Below are 21466 nucleotides of genomic sequence, written 5' to 3' on the forward strand. Positions count from 1 at the left end.
TTCGGGTATAACGCCGCAGCGCGCAAAATGCCCATCGACGGCATCGCGCCGGCCCTCTAGTGTCCGCACAGTCTCACCCCAGCAATCGTGGATGTGCCATGCCGGTCGGCGTGTTTTATGCTGTTGTCGCCTACTCGGTCTATTCCTGCGGCGATGCCATCATCAAGGGCTTCGGCCAGAGCCTGTCGGTGTTCGAGATCGGCTTTTTCATCGCCATTTTCTCGCTCATTCCCGCGCTCTTCGTGAAGCCCAAGGGCGAGCGCTGGCGCGACAGCTTCCGCCTCACCCATCCGGGCCTGGTGCATCTGCGCTCCTTCACCGGCGTCGCCTCCTCGGCCCTGGTGACCTATGCCTTTGTCACCATTCCCTTTGCCGAGACCTATTCGCTGGTCTTCATGATGCCGCTGTTCATCACGCTCATGTCGGTGCTTGTGCTGCGCGAAAAGGTCGATGTGCTGCGCTGGGCCATGCTGGCCCTGGGCTTTGTCGGCGTCATGCTGGTGGTGCGACCCGGCTTCCGTGAGCTGCAGCTTGGCCATTTGTCGGCCCTGGCCTGCGCCTTTTTCGGCGCCGCGACCACCACCATCCTGCGTGTCATTGCTCCCCAGGAAAAGCGCGTGAGCCTGATTGCCCTGCCCGCGCTCTATATCGTTGTGGTCAATGCCGCGCTGATGCTGCCCAGCTTCGTCATGCCCACGCTGACCCAGTTCGTCCTGCTGGCCGCTGGCGGCACCTTCGTGGGCATGGGCCATCTGCTTCTTATCGCCGCCACCCGCAATGCCGCAGCCAGCCAGGTCGCCCCGATCCAGTATATCCAGATCGTCTGGGCCATCGCCCTGGGCGCCATCTTCTATGTCGAGTATCCCGACCTGCTTGCCTATGTCGGCATCGGCGTCGTTGTTGCCTCGGGCCTGGTCAATGTGCTGATCGACGGTGCGCGGGCCCGCGTTGCCGGCCGCTTTGCTGAATACCGCGCGCGCCGCGCCGGCTCGCCCACCAATATGGCTGAAGTGCAGGGCCCCGAGATTTAGCCCGCGACGGCCGCTTGCAGATCGACGCCGCCCCGATGCGCTTGTATGGTAGGGACATTTCCCCGAGTCCGTCCCGTCATATTGGATAGCGCGATGCCTGTCGGCGTCATCTTTGCCTTTCTCGCCTATGCGAGCTTTTCGGTCGGCGACGCGCTGATCAAGGCCACGGGTCCCGCCCTGTCGGTGTTCGAGATCGGTTTTTTCACCATCACCCTCTCAATCATCCCGGCGATCCTGACCACCCGCAACGAGCGCTGGCGCGACCTCTACAAGCTCCGCCATCCTGTTCTGGTGCACATCCGCTGCGCCACCGCCATCTGCGGCACGGCTTGCGTCATGTATGCGTTCACCCACATTCCCTTTGCCGATGTCTATGCCATCGGCTTTCTGACGCCGGTGATCGTCACCATCCTGGGGGTGCTGCTCTTACGCGAGCATGTGGCCATCCATCGCTGGCTGCTGCTCATCATCAGCTTCCTGGGCGTCCTGCTGGTCATTCGCCCCGGCGTGCGCGACCTGCAGCTGGGTCACCTCGCGATCCTGTGCAGCGTCTTCTTTGGCGGCGTCACCACCATCATCCTGCGCCACGTTGCACCGCATGAGCGCCGTGTGAGCCTGGTGGGCCTGCAGGTGCTCTATTCATCCATCCTCAACGGCCTGCTCATGCTGCCCGGCTTCGTCATGCCCTCGCTGCACCAGCTGGCCCTGTTCCTGGGCATCGGCCTGCTCGGCGGCACCGGCGGCCTGCTGCTCATCGCGGCGGCCCGGCGCTCCCCGGCCAATCTGGTGGCGCCCGTGCAATATAGCCAGCTCATCTGGGCCATCGTCTTTGGCGCGCTGTTCTTCGGCGAATATCCCGACTGGATCGCCATCGTCGGCCTGCTCATCGTGCTGACCTCGGGCCTTGCCAATGTGATGACCGAAAAGCTCAAGATCGTCTGGAAGCCGCGCCTCTTCTTCTTCCGCATCGGCCAATAGGACAGCCAAAGCAAACGGCCCCACACCAGAGTGCGGGGCCGTTTTGAATTGTCTGGCTGCGCTGGGCTAGAGCAGCGCGCGGATCGCCGCGACGGCCTCGGCAGCCTTGCTGCCATCCGGCCCACCACCCTGCGCCATGTCGGGGCGGCCACCACCACCCTGCCCGCCCAGCGCGGCCGTTGCCGACTTGATCAGCGTACCGGCGGCATAGCGCCCGGTCAGGTCATCGGTCACGCCGATTACCACAGTGCCCTTGCCGTCTTCGCCCTGGAGCACCATCGCCACGACGCCCGAGCCGATGCGCTTCTTTTCTGCGTCAACGACAGCCTTCATGTCCTTGGCCGCGACGCCCTCGATCACCCGGCCGACAAAGGTCACGCCGTTCACCGTTTCGCTGGCGCTGCCGCCTTCGCCGCCGCCGCCCATGGCCAGCTTCTGCTTGGCGTCGCTCAGCGCGCGCTCGGCCCGCTTGAGCTGCTCCTGCAGCGATCCGATACGGTCGAGCACCTCATGGCTGCCAGCGCGCAGCAGGCCCGCGGCCGCATTGACGATGGCCACATTGGTATTGCCGCGATGCCGCGCTGCCGTACCGGTCAGCGCTTCCACGCGCCGTACGCCCGCGCCAACCGCCGTCTCGGCCACGATCGAGATCAGCCCGATATCGCCGGTGCGCCGCACATGCGTGCCGCCGCACAACTCTACCGACCAGCCCAGGCCATTGCCCACTGGCTCGCCCATGGCCACCACGCGAACCTCTTCGCCGTACTTCTCGCCGAACAGCGCGCGCGCGCCCGATTCCTTGGCCTCGTCCACGCCCATCAGGCGCGTTTCGACCGGGGTGTTCTGCAGCACGATGGCATTGGCAATGTCTTCCACCTCGGCCAGTTCCTGCTCGGTCACCGGCTTGGTATGCACAAAGTCAAAGCGCAGCCGCTCCGCCGAAACCAGCGAGCCCTTCTGTGCGACATGGTCGCCCAGCACGATGCGCAGCGCCTCATGCAGCAGATGGGTCGCCGAATGGTTCGAACGGATCGCCGAGCGACGGCCATGATCCACGACCAGGCTCAGCGCCTGCCCGACCTTGAGCGTCCCCTCGGTGACGCTCACCTGATGGGCAAACACACCGTGGTGCTTCTGCGTGTCAGTGACATCGGCGGCAACGCCGTCGCCGGTCAGCCGGCCATAGTCGCCGACCTGGCCGCCACTTTCGCCGTAAAACGGCGTCTGGTTGACCACCACAAAGCCGGTCTCGCCCTTGGCCAGGCTCGCCACCTCGGCGCCGTCCTTGATCAGCGCCTTGATCTCGCCTTCGGCGGTCTCGGTCTCATAGCCGAGGAATTCTGTCGGCCCGAGTTTGTCGGCCAGACCGAACCAAACGGCGTCCGTCGCCGCGCCGCCCGAACCCGACCAGCTCTTGCGCGCCTCGGCCTTCTGCGCGGCCATGGCGGCGTCAAAGCCCGGCTGGTCCACGGAGATCCCGCGCAGACGCAGGGCATCCTCGGTCAGGTCCAGCGGGAAGCCATAGGTGTCATAGAGCTTGAACGCCGTCGTGCCATCGAGCACGGCGCCATCGCCCATATCCTTGGTCTCTTCAGCCAGGATCTGAAGGCCCCGGCCCAAGGTCTTGAGGAAGCGGCCCTCTTCGAGACGCACCGTCTCGGCAATCATGGCTTCGCCGCTGCGCAGCTCGGGATAGGCCTGGCCCATTTCGCGTACCAGCGTGGGCACCAGCTTATGGATCACCGGCTCATTGCTGCCCAACAGCGTCGCATGACGCATGGCGCGGCGCATGATGCGGCGCAGCACATAGCCACGGCCTTCATTGGATGGCAGCACGCCCTCGGCAATCAGGAAGCTCATCGAGCGCAGGTGATCGGCGATCACACGCAGGCTGCGATTGCCCTCGCCCGCCGGATCGGCACCGGTCGCCTGGGCCGCAGCGCCGATCAGCGCCTTGAACAGGTCGATGTCGTAATTGTCGTGCACGCCCTGCATCACGGCAGCGATGCGCTCGATACCCATGCCGGTGTCAATCGAAGGCCGCGGCAGGCTGTCGCGCGAACCATCGGCATGCTGCTCGAACTGCATGAACACCAGATTCCAGATCTCGATCCAGCGATCGCCATCCTCTTCCGGGGAGCCCGGCGGGCCGCCCCAGACGTGATCGCCATGATCGTAGAAGATTTCCGAGCACGGACCGCAGGGGCCGGTGTCGCCCATCTGCCAGAAGTTCGACTTGGCCCCGAGCCGCACGATGCGATCCTCGCCGAGCCCGGCAATCTTCTTCCACAGCGCCATGGCCTCGTCATCGTCCTGATAGACGGTGACCATCAGCTTTTCCTTGGGCAGGCCCCATTCCTTGGTGAGCAGGTTCCAGGCCAGCTCGATCGCCTGATCCTTGAAATAGTCGCCGAACGAGAAATTGCCCAGCATCTCAAAGAAGGTGTGGTGGCGCGCCGTAAAGCCCACATTGTCCAGGTCATTGTGCTTGCCGCCGGCGCGCACGCATTTCTGCGCCGTGGTGGCGGTCGAATAGGGGCGCTTTTCCAGACCCGTGAAGGTGTTCTTGAACTGCACCATGCCGGCATTGGTGAACATCAGCGTCGGATCATTGCGCGGCACCAGCGGGCTGGAGGCCACGGCCTCATGACCATTGCGCACAAAATACTGGGTAAAACTCGAACGCAGGTCGTTTACGCTGGTCATGTCAGGACTTTCATTCGGATCGCAGTGCGCTGCACCGCAGCAGAGGTCGGCTGGCTTTCTATCGCGCGGCCAGCCGCAATGTCCAGCATTGCGGCGACACTGCGGCGCCCCCACCCCAACGTCGATCAGGCCACCATCCCGGCCATTGCCCCGCGCCGTCCAACAACACCCCTACCCGACAGCAAAAAGGGCACCGCTTGCGCGATGCCCCAGTATCCCTTGCATGGGAGAATAACTCAGTCGTCGTCGCTCACCGCGTCGTCGCCACCGGCCACCAGCAGCACCTCGCCCAGCAGGCCCGAACTCTCGCGCACACCCTGCTCGATCGTATTGGCGATCTCGGGATTGTCCTTGAGGAACTGGCGGGCATTCTCGCGGCCCTGACCCAGACGCTGGCTGTCCCAGGAGAACCAGGCGCCGGCCTTTTCCACGATGCCGGACTTGACGCCCAGGTCGAGCAGTTCGCCCGTCTTGGAAATGCCCTCGCCATACATGATGTCGAATTCCACCTGACGGAACGGCGGCGCCAGCTTGTTCTTGACCACCTTCACGCGGGTCTGGTTGCCCACGATCTCTTCGCGATCCTTGAGCGCGCCGATGCGACGGATGTCCAGGCGAACCGAAGCGTAGAACTTGAGCGCATTGCCGCCCGTGGTCGTCTCGGGCGAGCCATACATCACACCGATCTTCATGCGGATCTGGTTGATGAAGATCACCAGGCACTTCGACTTGGAGATCGAGGACGTCAGCTTGCGCATGGCCTGGCTCATCAACCGCGCCTGCAGGCCCGGCAGTGCATCGCCCATTTCGCCTTCCAGCTCGGCCCGCGGCGTCAGCGCCGCCACCGAATCGACCACCAGCACGTCGATCGCACCCGAACGCACCAGCGTGTCGGTGATTTCGAGGGCCTGTTCGCCGGCGTCGGGCTGGGAAATCAGCAAATCATCGACATTGACGCCCAGCTTGCGGGCATAGATGGGGTCCAGCGCATGCTCGGCATCGACAAAGGCGCAGATGCCGCCGGCCTTCTGGGCCTCGGCGATCACATGCAGCGCCAGCGTGGTCTTGCCCGAGCTTTCCGGCCCGAAAATCTCAACAATACGGCCCTTGGGCAGGCCGCCAATGCCCAGCGCGATGTCCAGGCCCAGCGAGCCGGTGGAGATCGATTCCACTTCAATCGCGGAGGCCTCCCCCAGGCGCATGATCGACCCCTTGCCGAAATTGCGCTCAATCTGGCTGAGCGCCGCGGCAAGTGCCTTGTCCTTATCCATCGATCCACCTTCAACAACACGAAGCGACGCGTTAGCCATTCGTTGTCTCCTTATTCCACGCTCTTGGGGGGCGCGCAACGCGCCATCGCCTCAGGTGGTCATGCCTAGAATGTGCCCTATTTGTTCTCATCTTGTTCCCGTCCTGTCAAGGCACAAAATGAGAACATGAGAACATATGCCCCTCGCCGACCGGCAGAATCGCCGCCGCGCGCCACCTTCCCGATATAAGTATGATTTTTGGGCTTGCGTCGCGAGGGCAGGTTGCGTTTTATGCGTGCGATTTTGCCCCGCCGGGGCGCCCAGCGCAGGAGCCGCGCCATGAATCTGATCCAGTTTTTCGACGCGAACGGCGAACGCGCTGTCGCTGCTGTTGAGGGCGGCGTCGCCCGTGTCGTACGCGACGCGGCCAGCGTCTATGGCCTGGCGCTCGAAGCCATGACCGGCCAGGGCGGCCTGTCCGCGCTGGTGGCCGCCAAGGGGCTGGGCGAAACCGTCGATCGCGCCGCCATTCTGGCCGAGGGCCGCATGCTCTCGCCCATCGATCATCCCGATCCGGCCCATCTCTATGTCACCGGCACGGGCCTGACCCACCTGGGCTCCGCCGCCACCCGCGACGCCATGCACAAGTCCAACGGCACCAAGACCGAAGCCGACCTGACGGACTCCATGAAGATGTTCCAGATGGGCCTCAAGGGCGGCAAGCCCGCTGATGGCGAAAAGGGCGTGCAGCCCGAATGGTTCTACAAGGGCAACGGCTATTCGGTCGTGCGCCCCGGCCACCCCATTCCCTCCCCGGGCTTTGCCCTGGACGCTGGCGAAGAGCCCGAGATTGCCGGTATCTATGTCATCGACGGCAATGGTCAGCCGCGCCGCCTCGGCTTTGCCCTGGCCAATGAATTCTCCGACCATGTGACCGAGCGGGTGAACTATCTCTATCTCGCCCATTCCAAGCTGCGCGCCTGCTCCTTTGGCCCCGAGCTGCGCCTGGGCGACCTGCCCCGCCACATCGAGGGCATGTCGCGCATCTGGCGCGACGGCAAGGTGCTGTGGGAAAAGCCCTTCCTGTCCGGTGAGGACAATATGAGCCACACCATCGACAACCTCGAATATCACCACTTCAAATACGAGCTGTTCCGCACCCCCGGCGATGTGCATGTCCACTGCTTTGGCACCGCCACGCTGAGCTTTGCCGATGGCATCAGCACCAAGGCCGACGACATCTTCGAACTTGAGGAATCCCAGTTCGGCGCCGCCCTGCGCAATCCCGTGCAGATCGACAGCGAACAGCCCGTCATCGTCGGCAACCTCTACTGAGCTTGCAGTTCGCGCACTAACATGTCAGTTATCCAGCACCCTGGAGGCCTGACATGACTGCGCGAACTTTCCCCACCCGCCGCATCGGCAAGACCGATCTGTCCGTCAGCACGCTGGGCCTGGGTGCGGCCTCGCTGGCCGGCATTTTCTCGGCTGTGCCCGCCGAGCAGGGCCGCGCCACAGTGGCCCATGCGCTCGATCAGGGCATCACCTATCTCGATACGGCCCCGCAATATGGCCTGGGCCGGTCCGAGCATCTGGTGGGCGATGTGCTGCGCGAGCGCCGCAGCCAGGCCCTGCTCTCCAGTAAGGTCGGACGCCTGCTCGATCCGGTTGATCCCGCCAAGCAGGACAAGGGCAATTGGGTTGACCCCCTGCCCTTCAACCAGCGCTATGACTATTCCTATGATGGCGTGATGCGCTCCTTCGAGGATAGCCTGCAGCGCCTCGGCCTGAGCCACATCGACATCCTCTATGTCCACGACATCGGCACCGCCACCCATGGTGTCGAAGGCAACAAGCCCCTCTGGGCCCAGCTCGCCAACGGCGGCTACAAGGCGCTGCGCGAGCTCAGGGACAGTGGCACCATTGGCGCCATCGGCCTGGGCGTCAACGAGTGGGAAGTGCTGATGGACGCCTTCGCTCTGGGCGATTGGGACGTGTTCCTGCTCGCCGGGCGCTATACCCTGCTCGAGCAGACCTCGCTCTCGCCGTTCATGACGACCTGCCTCGAGCGCGGCGCCTCCGTTGTGGTCGGCGGCCCGTTCAATTCCGGCATTCTGGTGGGCGGCGACAAGTTCAACTATGCCAAGGCGCCCGAGGCCATCGTCAGCAAGGTCAAGGCCATCCAGGCCGTCTGCGACCAATTCGACGTGCCCCTGCCGGCTGCGGCGCTGCAGTTCCCGCTCACCCATCCGGCCGTGTGCAACGTACTGCCCGGCCCGCGCTCGCCTGCCGAGCTTGATGGGATTCTGGCCTGGTGGGATCATGTCATTCCGGACGAACTCTGGACCACTCTGGCAGCCAAGGGTCTCCTCGCCCCCGGCACGCCCATTCCCGGCGGCACCGCCTAGCAAGAGCCTTGGGGCCATTGGAGCAAGCGATGAACGATCCACGTATTTCAGCGGTGATCTGCACCCTCGTCGCCGCCTGGCTGGGCTACACGATCTTTTTCGGCGCGGAGGCGCCCAGCACCTTCCTGCTCGTCGTGCAATGGACCTTCCTGCTGGTGGCCGTGCTGGGCGCCATTGCCGCCGTGATCCGCATCATCCACCAGGGCCGATCCTAGCGCCTGCCGCCAACAGGCACGGCGGCGCTAGTTCATGTCCAGCGCAAATCCCTTGAGCACGCCCAGCGGCACCAGGCCGAGAACGGCCTGGTTGGTCGAGCGTAGGTAGACGCGCGGCGCCATGCCCGCCTGATAGGCCTGCAGCCAGCGCGCCGCCACCAGGCACCAGCGATCGCCATCCACAAGGCCCGGAAAGCCATATTGCGGCATGGGGGTCGAGAGGTCATTGCCGACCGATTTGGAATAGGCGAGAAAACCGTCCGTCGCCTGGATGCACACCAGATGCACCGCCGCGCTGTCCGGCCCGGCGGCACAATAGCCGGTACGGAAAAACCCGGTCAGCGGATTGTCCGAACAGGGCTGCAGCGGCTCGCCGAGCACATTGGTCTCGCCCGGCCCGGGAAACCGCCCCTGCTCGTTCACGCGGTTTCGTCCTTGCCCAGTTTCTGCAGCACTTCCTTGACCTTGGAATTGATCTGGTCGAGCGAATAGGGCTTGGGCAGGAATTCCACGCTCTGGTCGTCCTCGATGTCGCGGCGCACGCTTTCCTCGGCATAGCCAGACACGAAGATCACCTTGAGGTTCGGCATGGTCTGGCGCAACTGCTTGAGTAGGCTGGGCCCATCCATTTCCGGCATCACGACGTCGGAAATCATGAGGTCGATCTTGTAGTCGAGGTCCTCGAGCACCTCGAGGGCCTCTTCGCCGCCATCGGCCTCGAACACCTCATAGCCGGTGGCGCGCAGCGCCTGGGCCGAGAAGGCGCGCACGCTCTCCTCGTCTTCCACCAACAGGATCCGCTCATGGCCGGTGAGGTCGCGCACCGGCGCCAGCGCCGCCGCGGCCTTGCCACCGGCCTCTGCCGCACTGGCCATATGCTTGGGCAGGAAGATCTTGAACGTGGTGCCCACGCCCACGACCGACACCGGGTAGATATAGCCCTCTGTCTGCTTGACGATGCCATAGACCGTCGACAGGCCCAGGCCCGTGCCCTTACCCAATTCCTTGGTGGTGAAGAAGGGCTCAAAGATCTTCTCGATCACCTCCGGGCTCATGCCCGTACCAGTGTCCTGCACCTCAATCAGCACATAGTCGGCCGGCACCATGCCCTCAAAGGTCATGGTCTCGGCCTCGGCCCGTTCCACATTGGCGGTGCGCAGCGTGATCGAGCCGCCATTGGGCATGGCGTCGCGCGCATTCACCACAAGGTTGATGATCACCTGTTCAAGCTGCACGACATCGGCGCGCACCGGCCAGATATTGCGGCCATGCTCCACCGTCAGCGTGTTCTTTTCCCCGATCATGCGCTTGAGCAGCACAGTCAGGTCATCCACGATCAGCGGCAGCTCCAGCACCTGCGGCCGCAGCGTCTGCCTGCGCGAGAAGGCCAGCAATTGCCGCGTCAGGCCGGCCGCGCGATTGGCATTCTGCTTGATCTGCATCAGCTCGCCAAACGAGGGATCGCCGGGCTTGTGCTTGAGCAGCAGCAGGTCCGAAAAGCCGATGATGGCGGTGAGCAGATTGTTGAAGTCATGCGCCACGCCACCGGCCAGCTGGCCCACGGCCTGCATCTTCTGGCTCTGCGCAAACTGGGCCTCGAGCTTGCGCTGATCGGTCATATCAAGCGCATAGACATTGACCTGTTCGGGCGAGCCCGCACTCATCTCCGAGCTGGAAAGATAGAGCCGCACGGCATGCTCGCCCTCGGCGCTGAGCAGCGCATCGACGGAATCGATCTCGGACTTGTGCGCCAGCGCATCGGCCAGCGCCCGGCCAAAGCGTTCGCGGCTCTGCTCGCCGATCAGATCGCTCAGCGGCTGCATCTCGATGCTGCGCGCTTCGCCCGACCAGCGGAAGATGCGCCCGAACGGCGCATTGGTACGGATGATCCGCCCCTTGGCGTCCAGCGTGGCAATGGCGAACGGCGTGTCGTTGAAAAAGCGCGAGAACCGCACTTCGGCGGCGCGCAGCTCTTCCTCGGTGTCGGGCGCATTGGATTTGTCGAGCACCAGCGTACGCGTCTCGCCCAGTTCGCCATCGGCCAGTCGGGCTGCACGATGCAGCAGCCGCACCGGCAGGCTGGTGCCATTGCGATGCACCAGGTCGATGTCGATGATCTCGGTGCGGATTTCGCCATCGCCGCGCCCGCGCATCAACAGGCTCGCGCCGTCGCCGCGCACGATGTCGCTCATGCGCAATTGCCCGGCGTTGAACTCGGCCAGATCATAGCCCAGCCAGTCGGCCAGCGTGGAGTTGAGATATTGGATCGCCCCATGCGCATCGGCCGAAAAGAAGCCGGCCGGCGAATGGTCGAGATAGTCGATAGCGCGCTGCAGGTCGCGGAACGCGCTTTCATTGTTGTCGCGGTCCCGGGTGATGTCCTCGACAGACCACATCATCAGTGGCTTCCTGGCCTCGTCCGACTCCGGCAGCGGCCGCACGCCCACGCGATACCAGAAGGCGCGGTTGCTGTCGGCGTGTGAGCCGCCCAGACCGCCCACGATGCGAATGTCCTCAATGGCGGCACGCCCATCCTTGCCGGCGCGCGACAGCCGGTAGATGGCCTCGCTGGCGTCTGACTGCCCGGCAAACAGGCGCGGCACGCTCACCGGCACGCCATTGTTCATCGCCCCGGCAAAGCTGCCATATTGGGCATTCACATAGGCGATCTTGCCATCGCGATCCGCCACCACTGCGCCAAATGGCAGGCTGTCGACCATGGCATTGGAGATTGTCCGCCGCTCTTCGCCATTGGCAAAGCGGAACAGCCCGGCCGCCAGCCCGAACAGGCAGAACACGCCCACCACCGCCAGCACACCCACAAAGGTCAAGATCAGGTCGAGCGGAATGTCCTGGCTGAACAGGGCAAACACCACCGCAAGGGCCACCAGCACCAGCCCAAGGGCGACGACGCGCCAGAGGCCGGCGCTGCCGCGGCTGTTCGAGACGATGGGCTCGGGGTAGCTGGTCTCGCCGTGCGGCGTCGGTGCCATCTGTCTGTCTGCTCCCTAGCAATGGGTCGGCCGAATCAGGCGCTCCACAAAGGTCTAGCAAATGCCCCCCTGCTAAGGGAGACTGAACCGCGTTTTCAACACGCGCCCGCATCAGACAGGCCCATATATCTGCCACTCAGGCTGTCAGGCGAACCGCCGCAAAGCCCTTCGCCGCGATCCCGGTGCAGAGGGCGGACCATTCACAGCCGCCGCAGGCGCTGCGCGTCACGCCGTGGGCGAAGGCGCGCCGCAGATTCGCGAGCCGCTCCCTATCGATCACCAGCCGCGCGCCCGGCCCGATCGCCGCGTCCAGCCCCAGCACATCGGCCACATCCATGCCGGCGAGCCGGTCCCGCTCCACGACGCTCTCATTGTGACAATGATGGCCGCCGCCGGCCAGCAGCGGCGCGCAGATATCGTCCGGTCCCGCCACGATCTCGATGGCCTCGCCGGCGCCCAATCGCGCGACGATGACGTCGTAATTGGCCGTAAAATCAGGTGTATAGCCCTTGCCGACATAGGTCAGCATGCACAGCAGATGGTGCGGCCGCAGGCGGATGGTCATGCCCCGGGCTCACTGCAGGTTCTGCGGCGAGCCATCGGTGATCTCATAATAGTCGCCCTTGTCCGCCACAAAGATATGCAGCCCGATCCGCGTCTGCGTCGGCGTGTCGAAGGACCCGAGCATCAGCCCGATCCAGTCCAGATGCACCGGGTCAAAGAACAGCGACGAGCCGCACACCGAGCAGAACCCGCGCCGCACCTTTTCGGACGAGAAATACCAGGTGATGGCCTCTTCCCCGGTGATGGTCACAGCGCTGCGCGGCAGGTCCACCCCCGCCTCGTAGTGGCCGGTATGCTTGCGGCACTTGCTGCAGTGGCAGGCCGAACCTTCGGGCAGGTCTCCGGCGACCGTGAAGTGCACGGCGCCGCACAGGCATGATCCCTTGTGCATCAACCGCACTCCCCTGATCGCGCGCCCCCTGTACACCAGCATGGCCGGGCGGCACGCGGCCACACTGCTTGATTTTTCGCCACCATTCAACGATATGAGCCCTGCGAGAGGACGACCTCCCCCAACCTGGGCTTCGCATCATCGGGACGTCCCGGTTCATCATCGGGAGCTTCCCATGCGCACCACGCGCGACCGCATCCGCCACACCATAGCCTTCGAGATCATCGGCCTGGCCCTGATCACGCCGCTGGGCGCCTTGGCCTTTTCAATGCCCATGCACGACATTGGCGTCATCAGCATTGTCAGCTCGCTCGTCGCCATGGGCTGGAACTATGCCTATAACTATTGCTTCGACCGCCTGCTGCTGCGCCTGCGCGGCAACACCGCCAAGACCATGCGCGAGCGCGTCATCCACGCCATCGTTTTCGAGCTGGGTCTTGTCGCCATGCTCATGCCGCTGATCGCCTGGTATCTGGGGATCAGCCTGTGGCAGGCCCTGGTCATGGATATCGCGGTAGCCCTGTTCTACATGGTCTACGCGTTCCTGTTCAATCTGGCCTATGACCGGGTGTTTCCCGTCCCCGCCAGCCCCGCGCCCTAGCCGGATTTCCAGCCGGCGCCGCGCTTGAGCCGCATCACGAAGCCGATCACTTCGGCCACGGCCTTGAAGTGTTCGGTGGGGATGGTCTGGTCGATCTCGACGCTGGCGAACAACGCGCGCGCCAGCGGCGGGTTTTCGACGATTGGCACGTCGTGCTTCTTGGCCAGCTCGCGGATGCGCAGCGCCACTGCGTCGGCGCCCTTGGCCACGCATTGCGGGGCGCCCATCGCCTTGTCGTACTTCAGCGCCACGGCATAGTGGGTCGGGTTGGTGATCACCACGGTGGCGTCCGGCACGGCCGCCATCATGCGCTTGCGGGATTTCTCCTGACGCAACTGGCGCAACTTCCCCTTGATGTGGGGGTCGCCTTCCATCTGCTTGTACTCGTCCTTGGTCTCCTGCAGCGTCATCATCTGCCGCTTCCACCATTTCTGGCGGACATACATGAAGTCGGCAAAGGCAATCAGGGTGACCACGATCAGCGTCGCCACGAAGATCTTGGTGCCCAGCTCCAGGAAGTCGGCCAGGATCACCAGCGGATCGGCTGTCATCATGGTGTCGAGCCGGTCTCGCTCGGGCCAGACCGTCATCACAACCACGACGCCAACGATCAGGATCTTGGCGATCCCCTTGACGAAGTTGACCAGGGATTCGCTGGAAAACAGCCGCTTGGCGCCCGCTAGCGGCGAAATCTTGTTCAGCTTGGGCTTGAGCGACTCTGCCGAAAACAGGGGCCGGTGCTGCATCAGATTGGCGACCACCGCGCAGAACGACAGCACCACCAGCGGAATGAGCACCGTTCCCAGAACGGCAAAGGCCAGGCTATTGAAAAAGCTGCCGAAACTGGCGCCACCAAGCTCGAACTGGTCGGCATTGGCCATCAGCAGCTGCAGCGAGCCGGACAGGTTTGCCGCCGTGCCTGGCGCCATCAGCGCGAAAATGGCTGCCGACCCCATCAGCATGAACCAGGTAACGACCTCCTGGCTCTTGGCGACGTCGCCCTTGGCATGGGCGTCCTCGAGCTTTTTATGGGAGGGGTCTTCTGTTTTGGATTCCTGGTCGGGCGCGTCAGATGACATCGACTAGCCCCTCCACATGGCGAGGTGGTTCTCAAAGCCCGTGAGATACCAGCCCATCATCATGGTCAGCAGCACGGCAAACAGCACCAGCCCCACCATGATATTGGCCGGCATCAGCACGAAGAACACCTGCATGGCCGGCATCAGCCGCGCCAGGATACCGGCCCCCAGGTTGAACACCAGGCCGAAGACGATGAAGGGCGCCGACATCTGCACCCCGATGGTGAAGGCGCTGGCCACGGTCCTGAGCGCCAGCTGCGCCGCATCGCCGAACATCAGCGGCGCATCGAGCGGAAACACCATGTAGCTGTCATAGGTAGCGGCGAGCGCCATGTGGTGCAGGTCGGTGGCAAAGATCAGCACCATGCCCAGAAAGCTCAGAAAGCTGCCGAACACCGCGCCCTGCACGCCCACCTGCGTCGGGTCGGCCGTCATCGCGCTCGACAGTCCCGCCTGAAAGGCGATGATCGCGCCAGCCACCTGTGTGGCCATCACCGTCAGCCGGGCGATCGCGCCCAGGATCATGCCGATTGCCAGCTCGTGGAACAGCATGCCCACCACGCCCATAATGTCATTGGGCATGGGCGGAATGCTGGGCGACAGCAACGGATAGACCACCAGCGTGAAGGCCAGCGCAAAGCTCAGTCGCATGCGGGCCGGGATCATGTCCTCGCCCAGTGCCGGCATCAGCATCAAAATGGCGCCGATGCGCGCGAACAGCAGCAGGTAGACAAAGGCGGTATTGGGCAGCCAGTCCAGCGCGACGGTCACGCCTAGCCACCCACCACGATCATGTCCATCACCCGGGTCATGAAGCCGGACATGGTCGCGCCCAGGAACGGCAGGGTCAGCAGCATGGTCACGAAGATGGCAATGATCTTGGGGACGAACACCAGGGTCTGTTCCTGGATTTGCGTCAGCGCCTGGAACAGCGCGATGATCACGCCGACAATCAGGCCCACAAGCATCATGGGCGCCGATACCATGATCAGCACCCAGATGCCGTCGCGGGCAATGTCCAGAACTTCGGCGCCGGTCATGTCAGTTCCCGTGGCAGGCGGACGAATCGCCGCCCACCCATTGTACGCCTAGATCGGCATCCGCATGATCTCTTCATAAGCAGAGATCACACGATCGCGCACGGTGACCATGCTTTCGATGGCAATTTCGGTCTGGCTGAGGGCCGTCACCATGTCCACCACATTGGCCTTGCCATTGACCATGTCGAGCGACATCTGGTCACTGGCCCGGCCGGTGTCGACCACGCCCTGCACCTGGCTGGCCAGCATTTCGGCAAAGTTCGGCCCGCCGCCCTGCCCGGTCTGCGCCAGCAGATCCTTGTTGGGGGTGGCGGCCTGGTTGATCAGCTTGCTGGCATTGCCATAGGCGGCTGCCGCAGCGTTGAAGGGTGTGGTGATGGCCATCTTGGCTCCTGACCCGATCAGCCGCGCAGGATGTCAAGCGTGCGCCCGAGCATCTGTCGCGTCACGGTGACGACGTTGAGGTTGGCTTCATAGGTGCGCTGGGCTTCGCGCATATCCATCGTTTCGATCAGTGAGTTGACGTTGGGATATTGCACATAGCCCTTGGCGTCGGCCGCAGGGTGGCCCGGCTCATAGCGGCTGGTGAAATCGCTCATGTCATAGGCCAGCTTGCCGACCTCGACGACCTTGCCGCCCACATCGGGGTCAAAGCTGGTCTCGAAGGTCGGGATGCGGCGGCGATAGGGCTCGTCGCCCGGGGCCTTGCCGGCGGAATCGGCATTGGCCAGGTTTTCGGCGATCACGCGCATGCGTGCGGTCTGCGCATGCAGCCCGGTGGCGGCGATCCGAAGCGAAGAATTGAAATCCATTGCCCTTTAGGCTCCTAGCCTGACTTGCCCATCGCTGTGCGGAGGATCTTGATGGACTTGGTGTAAAGGCTCGTGGCCGCCTGGTAGTCCATCATGTTGGTGGTGACCTTCATCATCTCGTCTTCCAGCGAGATGCCGTTGCCCTCTGGCGTGATTTCGAAATTGGCCATGCGGTGCGCTGCAAAGGCAGCATCGCCTTCCCCGCCCACGGCAAAGTGCATCGGCTGGGTCGCAGTGGTCGTCACGCTCGCCGTGGAAAAGGCGCGGTTGGCCCCGTCGAAGTTGAATTGCTTGAGGTCGCGTCCGCGATAGCCAGGCGTTTCCGCATTGGCGACATTTTCAGCCAACAGACCTTGACGAGTCTGGTGCCAGCGCATTTTGTCGGCGAGCGCCGTAAAGACCGGCATGTTCAGAAGGCCCATCGGCCAAGCCCCGCGAGTCTGGGTATCGATGGGCAATTCTTGCCGGTCTATGGTTAATCAAGTGTTAACCGGGCAGCGCTAGGTGGGTATCGGTCTCGCATTCTGCACAATTGCGAGACTTAAGTAGGCAGAATGTGCCGCCCGATTCCGGGCCAGTAGCGTAATTGGAGCAGACATGCAGTTCATCACTAGCCTGATCGGTGGTACAGGCAATTCCTGGATCACCGCCCTTTTCGCCCTCGGCATCGTGCTGGTGCTGATCGTGCTGGGTGTCTGGCTGCTCAAGCTGCTGTTCAATGCCTCGGCCAAGGTGAGCCGCGGCCGCAATCGCCGCCTGGCCATTGTGGACTCCATGAGCATCGATCCCAAGCGGCAGTTGCTCATCATTCGCCGCGACGATGTCGAGCATCTCATTCTCACTGGTGGCCCGCAGGATGTCGTGATCGAGACCGGCATCGCCATTGCCGAGCAGCCCGCCGCCCAGCCGACCCGCCGCCCCATTCCCAGCGTCCCCGGCCGCAAGCCCGCATCTGGCGCCAAGCCGGTGCCGCCCCAGCCGGCACCCGCCCCTGCCACTGCCCCGCGCGCAGAACCCGCGCCCACCCCGCCGCTCGTTACCGCTGCGCCCGGCACTGTCCTGGCCGAATTGCAGAAACAGGGCCTGCCCACCAATCAGCGCGCCCATGTCTCGCTGCGCCACACCGGCCTGCTGCGTCCGGTGAGCGAGATGGAATTGCCGGTTTCCCCTGAAAACGACGCCGATACGGCTCGCCAGCCCCTCGACTCAGCTAAAGAAGACGGCGCACAGCGCGAGATCGAAGGCACAGACTTTGTCCCAGGCCACACGGACGCCAATCGAAGCTGACGCCCCCCAGCGGCGTTCGCGCCGCTATCTGCCCTGGCTCGGGCTGGCGGCGCTTGTGCTGCTGGCGCTGACGCCCAGCCTGGCCTTTGGCCAGGATGTGTCGATCGATTTCGGCGACGACACCACGCTCACCGAGCGCGCCGTCCAGATCATCGGCCTGATCACCCTGCTCTCGCTGGCGCCGTCCATCCTGGTGATGGTCACCAGCTTCACCCGCATCGTGGTGGTGCTCTCCCTGCTGCGCACGGCCATTGGCCTACAGACCGCGCCGCCTAACTCGGTCATGGTATCACTGGCCCTGTTCCTGACCATCTTTGTCATGCAGCCCACCTTGCAGGCCAGCTACGACGCCGGCATCGCCCCGCTGCTGGCAGGCGACGTCGAGGTCGCCGAGGCGTTCGAGCTGGGCAGCGCGCCCTTCCACGAATTCATGCGCGCCAATGTGCGCGAGCAGGATCTCGCCCTGTTCTTCGATCTCACCGGCGCCGAACCACCGATCGAGCCCGAAGCCATTCCGCTGCAGCTGCTCATCCCCGCCTTCATGATCTCGGAACTGCGCCGCGCCTTCGAGATCGGCTTCCTGCTCTTTCTGCCCTTCGTGGTCATCGACATGGTCGTGGCCTCGGTGCTGATGAGCATGGGCATGATGATGCTGCCCCCGGTGGTGATCTCGCTGCCGTTCAAGCTAATCTTCTTCGTGCTGGTCGACGGCTGGTATCTGGTTGCCGGCTCGCTGGTGCGCAGCTTCGTCTCCAGCTAGCTGCGGCTGGCCAGATCCGACGCCGCCATTGGCGCCAACGCGCCGTCCGGACCATAGGTATCGCGATAGGACGCCAGGAACGCGCTGATGTCGTCCACGCCCGACACCTGCGCGGCCACGGTCTTGAACTCGGTGCTGGTCACCGAGATATTGCCCGTCACCAGGTCGAACATCGGCCATTCGGGCGCCGTCACCATGACATCGCCGAACTTGGCGCGCAGCCGCGCCAGGCCCATCGTGTCATTGGCCAGCACATAGCCCACGCCGGCGCGGATCACCTGCATGCGCAGCGTCTGGCTCAGCGGCGTCGGCGTCGTGGGGTCGCTCAGCATGGCCTCGATCATCTCGCCGGCCTCGGTATAGCGCCGCGCCTTCCAATGGGCATCGATCCGCAGCAGGTCGACGTCGCGCCCTTCCATGTCCTTGATCATGTCCAGCGCCAGCGCGTCGCGGCCACCATCGATCAGCGCCCTTGCTTCCAGGATCTTGCGCTGCCGCGCCAGCGATTCCGGAATGTCGGGCAGCCGCGTCGCATTGAGCACGCGCAGCGCCTCCTGCGGCTTGCGGTCCGCCAGGTAGATCACCGCCAGGTCTGCAGCAATCTGCGTCTTGGCCACGCCGCGCAAGCGGTTGTCGAGCTGGTATTTCAGCAACTCCGCCGCCTGTGGCAGCAGGTCCACGCGCACCAGCCGCCGCGCCAGATTGCGTATCATCTCGTCGCCACGCGCGCCTGGCGGCGTCAGCTGACGGAAATCATAATAGAGCCCCAGCGCGTCCACCGGCCCCAGCGAATCCGCCACGCCATTGAGGAACAGTTCGCTGAACATGTTCTGCGCCTCGTCGCGCAAAGCATTGATCGGCGGGCTTTCCGGATAATTGGCCACCGCCTGCTTGACCGTCTCGAAGCCGGGCCGATAGTCGCCATTGCGGAAGTAGAGCTCGGCCAGCAGCTTCTGCATGTCCGCTTCCAGCGGGTTGCCGCGCCACAGCAGCGACTCCGCCGACAGCGTCTCGGCCGCCTTGCCCAGGTTGAGCTTGCCTTCGTTATCCAGCAGCCGCAGTGTGCGATAGATCGCTTCTGCGCGCGTGGGACGGATGTCAGACGAGATCACCTGACCATAGGTGTCTATGGCTTCGCTGGTGCGCTCGTTCAGCTCGTCCACCCAACCCGAGAACAGGTGATAGAAGCTGGCGTCCTCAATGCTGAGAGTGGCGAAGTCGATCCGGTCCAGCAGCTTTTCGGCCATCACCGCGTCGCCGGTCTCGAGCGCCGAGCGGATGGCCGCGAAAGAGAACTTGTTGCGCACCCAGATCGGGTAGCTATCGATCACCGACTGCGCCTGCATCGCATCGGCCTTGGCGCCCTTGTAGTCAAAGGCCTCGGCGCGCGCGATCGTGCGCCACACCAGCGCATCGATCTCCTGCCCCATGGCCGTACTGTTGAGCACCCGCAGCGCATCATTGGGCCGCGCCGCCATGGTATTGGCAATGGCTTGCGTCATGCGCACCTGGCGCGTCAGCTCGGGCGTCTTGAGGTCCTTGTCGAGCACCTTGAGAACGCCGATTGCCTCCTGGGCGAAGTGATTGGCGACATAGTATTGCGCCAGGTCGAGCCGCGCCTTGTCCCGCGCCTTGCCCTCGGCAGCGGCGGCGTCGCCTTCCAGCTTGTCCTTCTGGGCCCCGAAAATGCCGAAGTCCGGCTGCTCCAGCCGCCCCAGGTCAATGAAGCTGTCGCGCATGGCGCCGCCCGCTCCACCGGCCGGGCGTGGGCCATCGGACGCAGAAACGGTCAGGCCGCCCTGCATGGTGATCAGCGCCTGGTCATCCTGCAGCGCCACGGTCACTTCCGGCGTCTTGGGCTGAATCACCAGCCCATGCACACTGCGCAGCGCCGAGAATTCCACATAGTCGAGCCCGCGCATCACCCCGCGCGCCGGCGGATAGGCCGTCACGACGGTCAGCAAATCCCCCACATTGGGGTCGCGGAAATCATGCACCCGCCCCGGGCGCGCCACATCGGCCACCATTTCGAGATTGCCCTCGATATCGCGGCGCCGCGTCAGCGCAATCGGCTCGGTCGGCGTCAGCATGATATCGCCCAGCGACAGCACCCAGGCCATGCCTTCCGACCCCAGCGTGGCGAGACGATCCTGCGACAGCTCGACCCGCACCACCTGCGTGTCGCCCGAGGCCACCACGCCGAACTCCTGCGCCACCGCGTCCAGTTCCTGCGACTGCTTGGGCGGGGTAATCCCCGAAACCGTGTCAAACATCATCCAGACCGTGTCGCCGCGGCGGAACACGGCGGCCGGCGTATCCTGTTCAAACGGAAACACCACGCGCACCGTGGAGCCCAGTACATTGACAAAGGGCGTAATGGTCTTGGCCGCCGGCTGCGCGCGCAGCATGTCAACGGTCGGCTCGCTGCCCTGGCTATGGTCCTCGGCCTTGGCCACGCCGTCCGCCAGGCTCGCGGCGTCAAAGCTGGGCAGCCCCTCGCCCTTGATGTCGATATCGAGCACATATTGCCGCGGCGAGGTCTCGTAGAACCGGGGCTTGACGCCCTTGGCCAGCTGCAGGCTGACCAGCGCCGCATCGGGATTGACCGAGCTCTCCACCTTGAGCACTTCGGGCGGCAGATCGATGGCCAGGTCGCGCAGGTCGATGCCCACGGGCCATTCGAAGGCGATCATGCCCAGTTCGCCCTCCTGCACATAGTCGCCCTTGGTGGGGACGTTCCAGTCGAACTGCACGCGCATGAAGGTCGGATTGCGGCCGATGCGCACGTCGGCCTTGGGATTGAGTTCGGCAACGCCAGCGGCCTTGCGCTCCTGCTCGGCGCGAATGGCCGCCAGCCGCGCCCGCTCGGCCAGCTCGTCGATCACGGCCCGCGGCAGCGAGGGCGGCTCGCCCTGCCAGGTGGGCGGCAACAGGTCGATATAGAGTTTCTCGCCGGCATCGATCCGGTTGAAGGTAAAGGCCGACCGCAACCCCAGGCGCAGGCCCCGCCCATCGGGATCGACACGCGCCGCAGACAGATAATCGGGCATGCTCGCGCCCACATCGGGCAGCAGCACAGCAATCTGGTCCTGGAAGGTCAGCGACAGCACGCCGTTTTCCAGCTTGATGTCATAGGCCGGCAGGCTGTCGCGATCGGGAAAGCTCAGGATGATGCGGCCATAGCCGTCTTCCTGGGTCGTCAGCAACTGGCCCTGTTCAACGGCAAGCGCCGGCGCCACCAGCGCGCAGGTGGTCAGGCTCAGCGTGATGAGCGCGGCGCAAATCGCCAGGGTCCTTCTGACCCCGACCCAGCCTGCTGTTATCGCAGTCCTCACCGGCTTCTGCCCGCCC

Annotated in this window: 21 protein-coding genes; 8 read left to right on the top strand and 13 right to left on the bottom strand. The window is 64.1% G+C overall.

The window, feature by feature from the left end:
• Positions 1-98 precede the first annotated feature (98 nt).
• Both K1177_RS08445 and K1177_RS08450 read left to right on the top strand, forming a co-directional pair.
• On the top strand, positions 99-1031 hold the full coding sequence (locus K1177_RS08445) for a DMT family transporter (RefSeq protein WP_224702839.1): 933 nt from the start codon (positions 99-101) through the stop codon (positions 1029-1031).
• Between the two features lie 93 nt (positions 1032-1124).
• Positions 1125-2009 carry a DMT family transporter gene (locus K1177_RS08450; protein ID WP_224702840.1) on the top strand — a complete coding sequence of 295 codons (885 nt, stop codon included), beginning with the start codon at positions 1125-1127 and terminating at the stop codon, positions 2007-2009.
• 66 nt (positions 2010-2075) lie between these two features.
• Here K1177_RS08450 and alaS read toward each other — a convergent pair whose 3' ends face one another.
• Both alaS and recA read right to left on the bottom strand, forming a co-directional pair.
• Entirely contained in the window at positions 2076-4715 is a 2640-nt protein-coding gene (alaS, locus tag K1177_RS08455; protein WP_224702841.1) for an alanine--tRNA ligase, read from the bottom strand.
• A gap of 236 nt (positions 4716-4951) precedes the next feature.
• Positions 4952-6025: a recombinase RecA gene (gene recA / locus K1177_RS08460; protein ID WP_224702842.1), complete on the bottom strand. Its 1074-nt coding sequence runs from the start codon at positions 6023-6025 to the stop codon at positions 4952-4954.
• Positions 6026-6304: 279 nt separating this feature from the next.
• On the opposite strand from recA, the gene araD1 reads away from it, so the two are divergent.
• The 3 genes from araD1 to K1177_RS08475 are packed head-to-tail and all read left to right on the top strand — an operon-like array spanning position 6305 to position 8588.
• Entirely contained in the window at positions 6305-7300 is a 996-nt protein-coding gene (araD1, locus tag K1177_RS08465) for an AraD1 family protein (RefSeq protein WP_224702843.1), read from the top strand.
• 53 nt (positions 7301-7353) lie between these two features.
• Entirely contained in the window at positions 7354-8373 is a 1020-nt protein-coding gene (locus K1177_RS08470) for an aldo/keto reductase (protein ID WP_224702844.1), read from the top strand.
• Between the two features lie 29 nt (positions 8374-8402).
• Positions 8403-8588 carry a hypothetical protein gene (locus K1177_RS08475; RefSeq protein WP_224702845.1) on the top strand — a complete coding sequence of 62 codons (186 nt, stop codon included), beginning with the start codon at positions 8403-8405 and terminating at the stop codon, positions 8586-8588.
• 27 nt (positions 8589-8615) lie between these two features.
• Here K1177_RS08475 and K1177_RS08480 read toward each other — a convergent pair whose 3' ends face one another.
• From K1177_RS08480 to K1177_RS08495, 4 genes are all read right to left on the bottom strand, one after another.
• Positions 8616-9011, bottom strand: coding sequence for a DUF2237 family protein (locus tag K1177_RS08480; RefSeq protein ID WP_224702846.1), 396 nt, complete (start codon positions 9009-9011; stop codon positions 8616-8618).
• On the bottom strand, positions 9008-11581 hold the full coding sequence (gene cckA / locus K1177_RS08485; RefSeq protein WP_224702847.1) for a cell cycle histidine kinase CckA: 2574 nt from the start codon (positions 11579-11581) through the stop codon (positions 9008-9010). Before cckA ends, K1177_RS08480 begins: the two co-directional genes overlap by 4 nt.
• 136 nt (positions 11582-11717) lie before the next feature.
• Entirely contained in the window at positions 11718-12146 is a 429-nt protein-coding gene (locus K1177_RS08490) for a DUF1284 domain-containing protein (RefSeq protein WP_224702848.1), read from the bottom strand.
• Positions 12147-12155: 9 nt separating this feature from the next.
• A complete protein-coding gene (locus K1177_RS08495) occupies positions 12156-12536 on the bottom strand; it encodes a GFA family protein (protein WP_224702849.1) in 381 nt (126 codons plus the stop codon).
• 175 nt (positions 12537-12711) lie between these two features.
• On the opposite strand from K1177_RS08495, the gene K1177_RS08500 reads away from it, so the two are divergent.
• A complete protein-coding gene (locus tag K1177_RS08500; protein WP_224702850.1) occupies positions 12712-13137 on the top strand; it encodes a PACE efflux transporter in 426 nt (141 codons plus the stop codon).
• Here K1177_RS08500 and flhB read toward each other — a convergent pair.
• The 6 genes from flhB to flgB are packed head-to-tail and all read right to left on the bottom strand — an operon-like array spanning position 13134 to position 16490.
• Positions 13134-14216, bottom strand: a complete 1083-nt coding sequence (gene flhB / locus K1177_RS08505) for a flagellar biosynthesis protein FlhB (protein WP_224702852.1) — start codon at positions 14214-14216, stop codon at positions 13134-13136. The two genes, K1177_RS08500 and flhB, sit on opposite strands and share 4 nt — an antisense overlap.
• A gap of 3 nt (positions 14217-14219) precedes the next feature.
• The gene (fliR, locus tag K1177_RS08510; protein ID WP_224702853.1) at positions 14220-14987 is read right to left on the bottom strand and encodes a flagellar biosynthetic protein FliR; all 768 of its coding nucleotides are present in this window, start codon (positions 14985-14987) and stop codon (positions 14220-14222) included.
• A gap of 2 nt (positions 14988-14989) precedes the next feature.
• Complete coding sequence (fliQ, locus tag K1177_RS08515) at positions 14990-15256, bottom strand: flagellar biosynthesis protein FliQ (protein WP_224702855.1); 267 nt, start codon at positions 15254-15256, stop codon at positions 14990-14992.
• Positions 15257-15304: 48 nt separating this feature from the next.
• On the bottom strand, positions 15305-15640 hold the full coding sequence (locus K1177_RS08520) for a flagellar hook-basal body complex protein FliE (protein ID WP_224702856.1): 336 nt from the start codon (positions 15638-15640) through the stop codon (positions 15305-15307).
• Positions 15641-15657: 17 nt separating this feature from the next.
• The gene (gene flgC, locus K1177_RS08525) at positions 15658-16068 is read right to left on the bottom strand and encodes a flagellar basal body rod protein FlgC (protein WP_224702857.1); all 411 of its coding nucleotides are present in this window, start codon (positions 16066-16068) and stop codon (positions 15658-15660) included.
• Positions 16069-16082: 14 nt separating this feature from the next.
• A complete protein-coding gene (gene flgB / locus K1177_RS08530) occupies positions 16083-16490 on the bottom strand; it encodes a flagellar basal body rod protein FlgB (RefSeq protein ID WP_224702858.1) in 408 nt (135 codons plus the stop codon).
• A 175-nt stretch (positions 16491-16665) separates the two neighbouring features.
• Here flgB and K1177_RS08535 point away from each other — a divergent pair, with 175 nt between their 5' ends.
• Positions 16666-17355 carry a flagellar biosynthetic protein FliO gene (locus K1177_RS08535; RefSeq protein ID WP_224702859.1) on the top strand — a complete coding sequence of 230 codons (690 nt, stop codon included), beginning with the start codon at positions 16666-16668 and terminating at the stop codon, positions 17353-17355.
• 28 nt (positions 17356-17383) lie between these two features.
• The gene (gene fliP / locus K1177_RS08540) at positions 17384-18115 is read left to right on the top strand and encodes a flagellar type III secretion system pore protein FliP (RefSeq protein WP_396120148.1); all 732 of its coding nucleotides are present in this window, start codon (positions 17384-17386) and stop codon (positions 18113-18115) included.
• On the opposite strand, the gene K1177_RS08545 is transcribed toward fliP, so the two are convergent.
• Positions 18112-21450: a tetratricopeptide repeat protein gene (locus K1177_RS08545; RefSeq protein ID WP_224702860.1), complete on the bottom strand. Its 3339-nt coding sequence runs from the start codon at positions 21448-21450 to the stop codon at positions 18112-18114. The genes fliP and K1177_RS08545 overlap by 4 nt on opposite strands.
• Positions 21451-21466: the final 16 nt, after the last annotated feature.

Origin of the sequence: Devosia aquimaris (genome assembly GCF_020169335.1) — a bacterium.
Taxonomy (GTDB): Bacteria; Pseudomonadota; Alphaproteobacteria; order Rhizobiales; family Devosiaceae; genus Devosia; species Devosia aquimaris.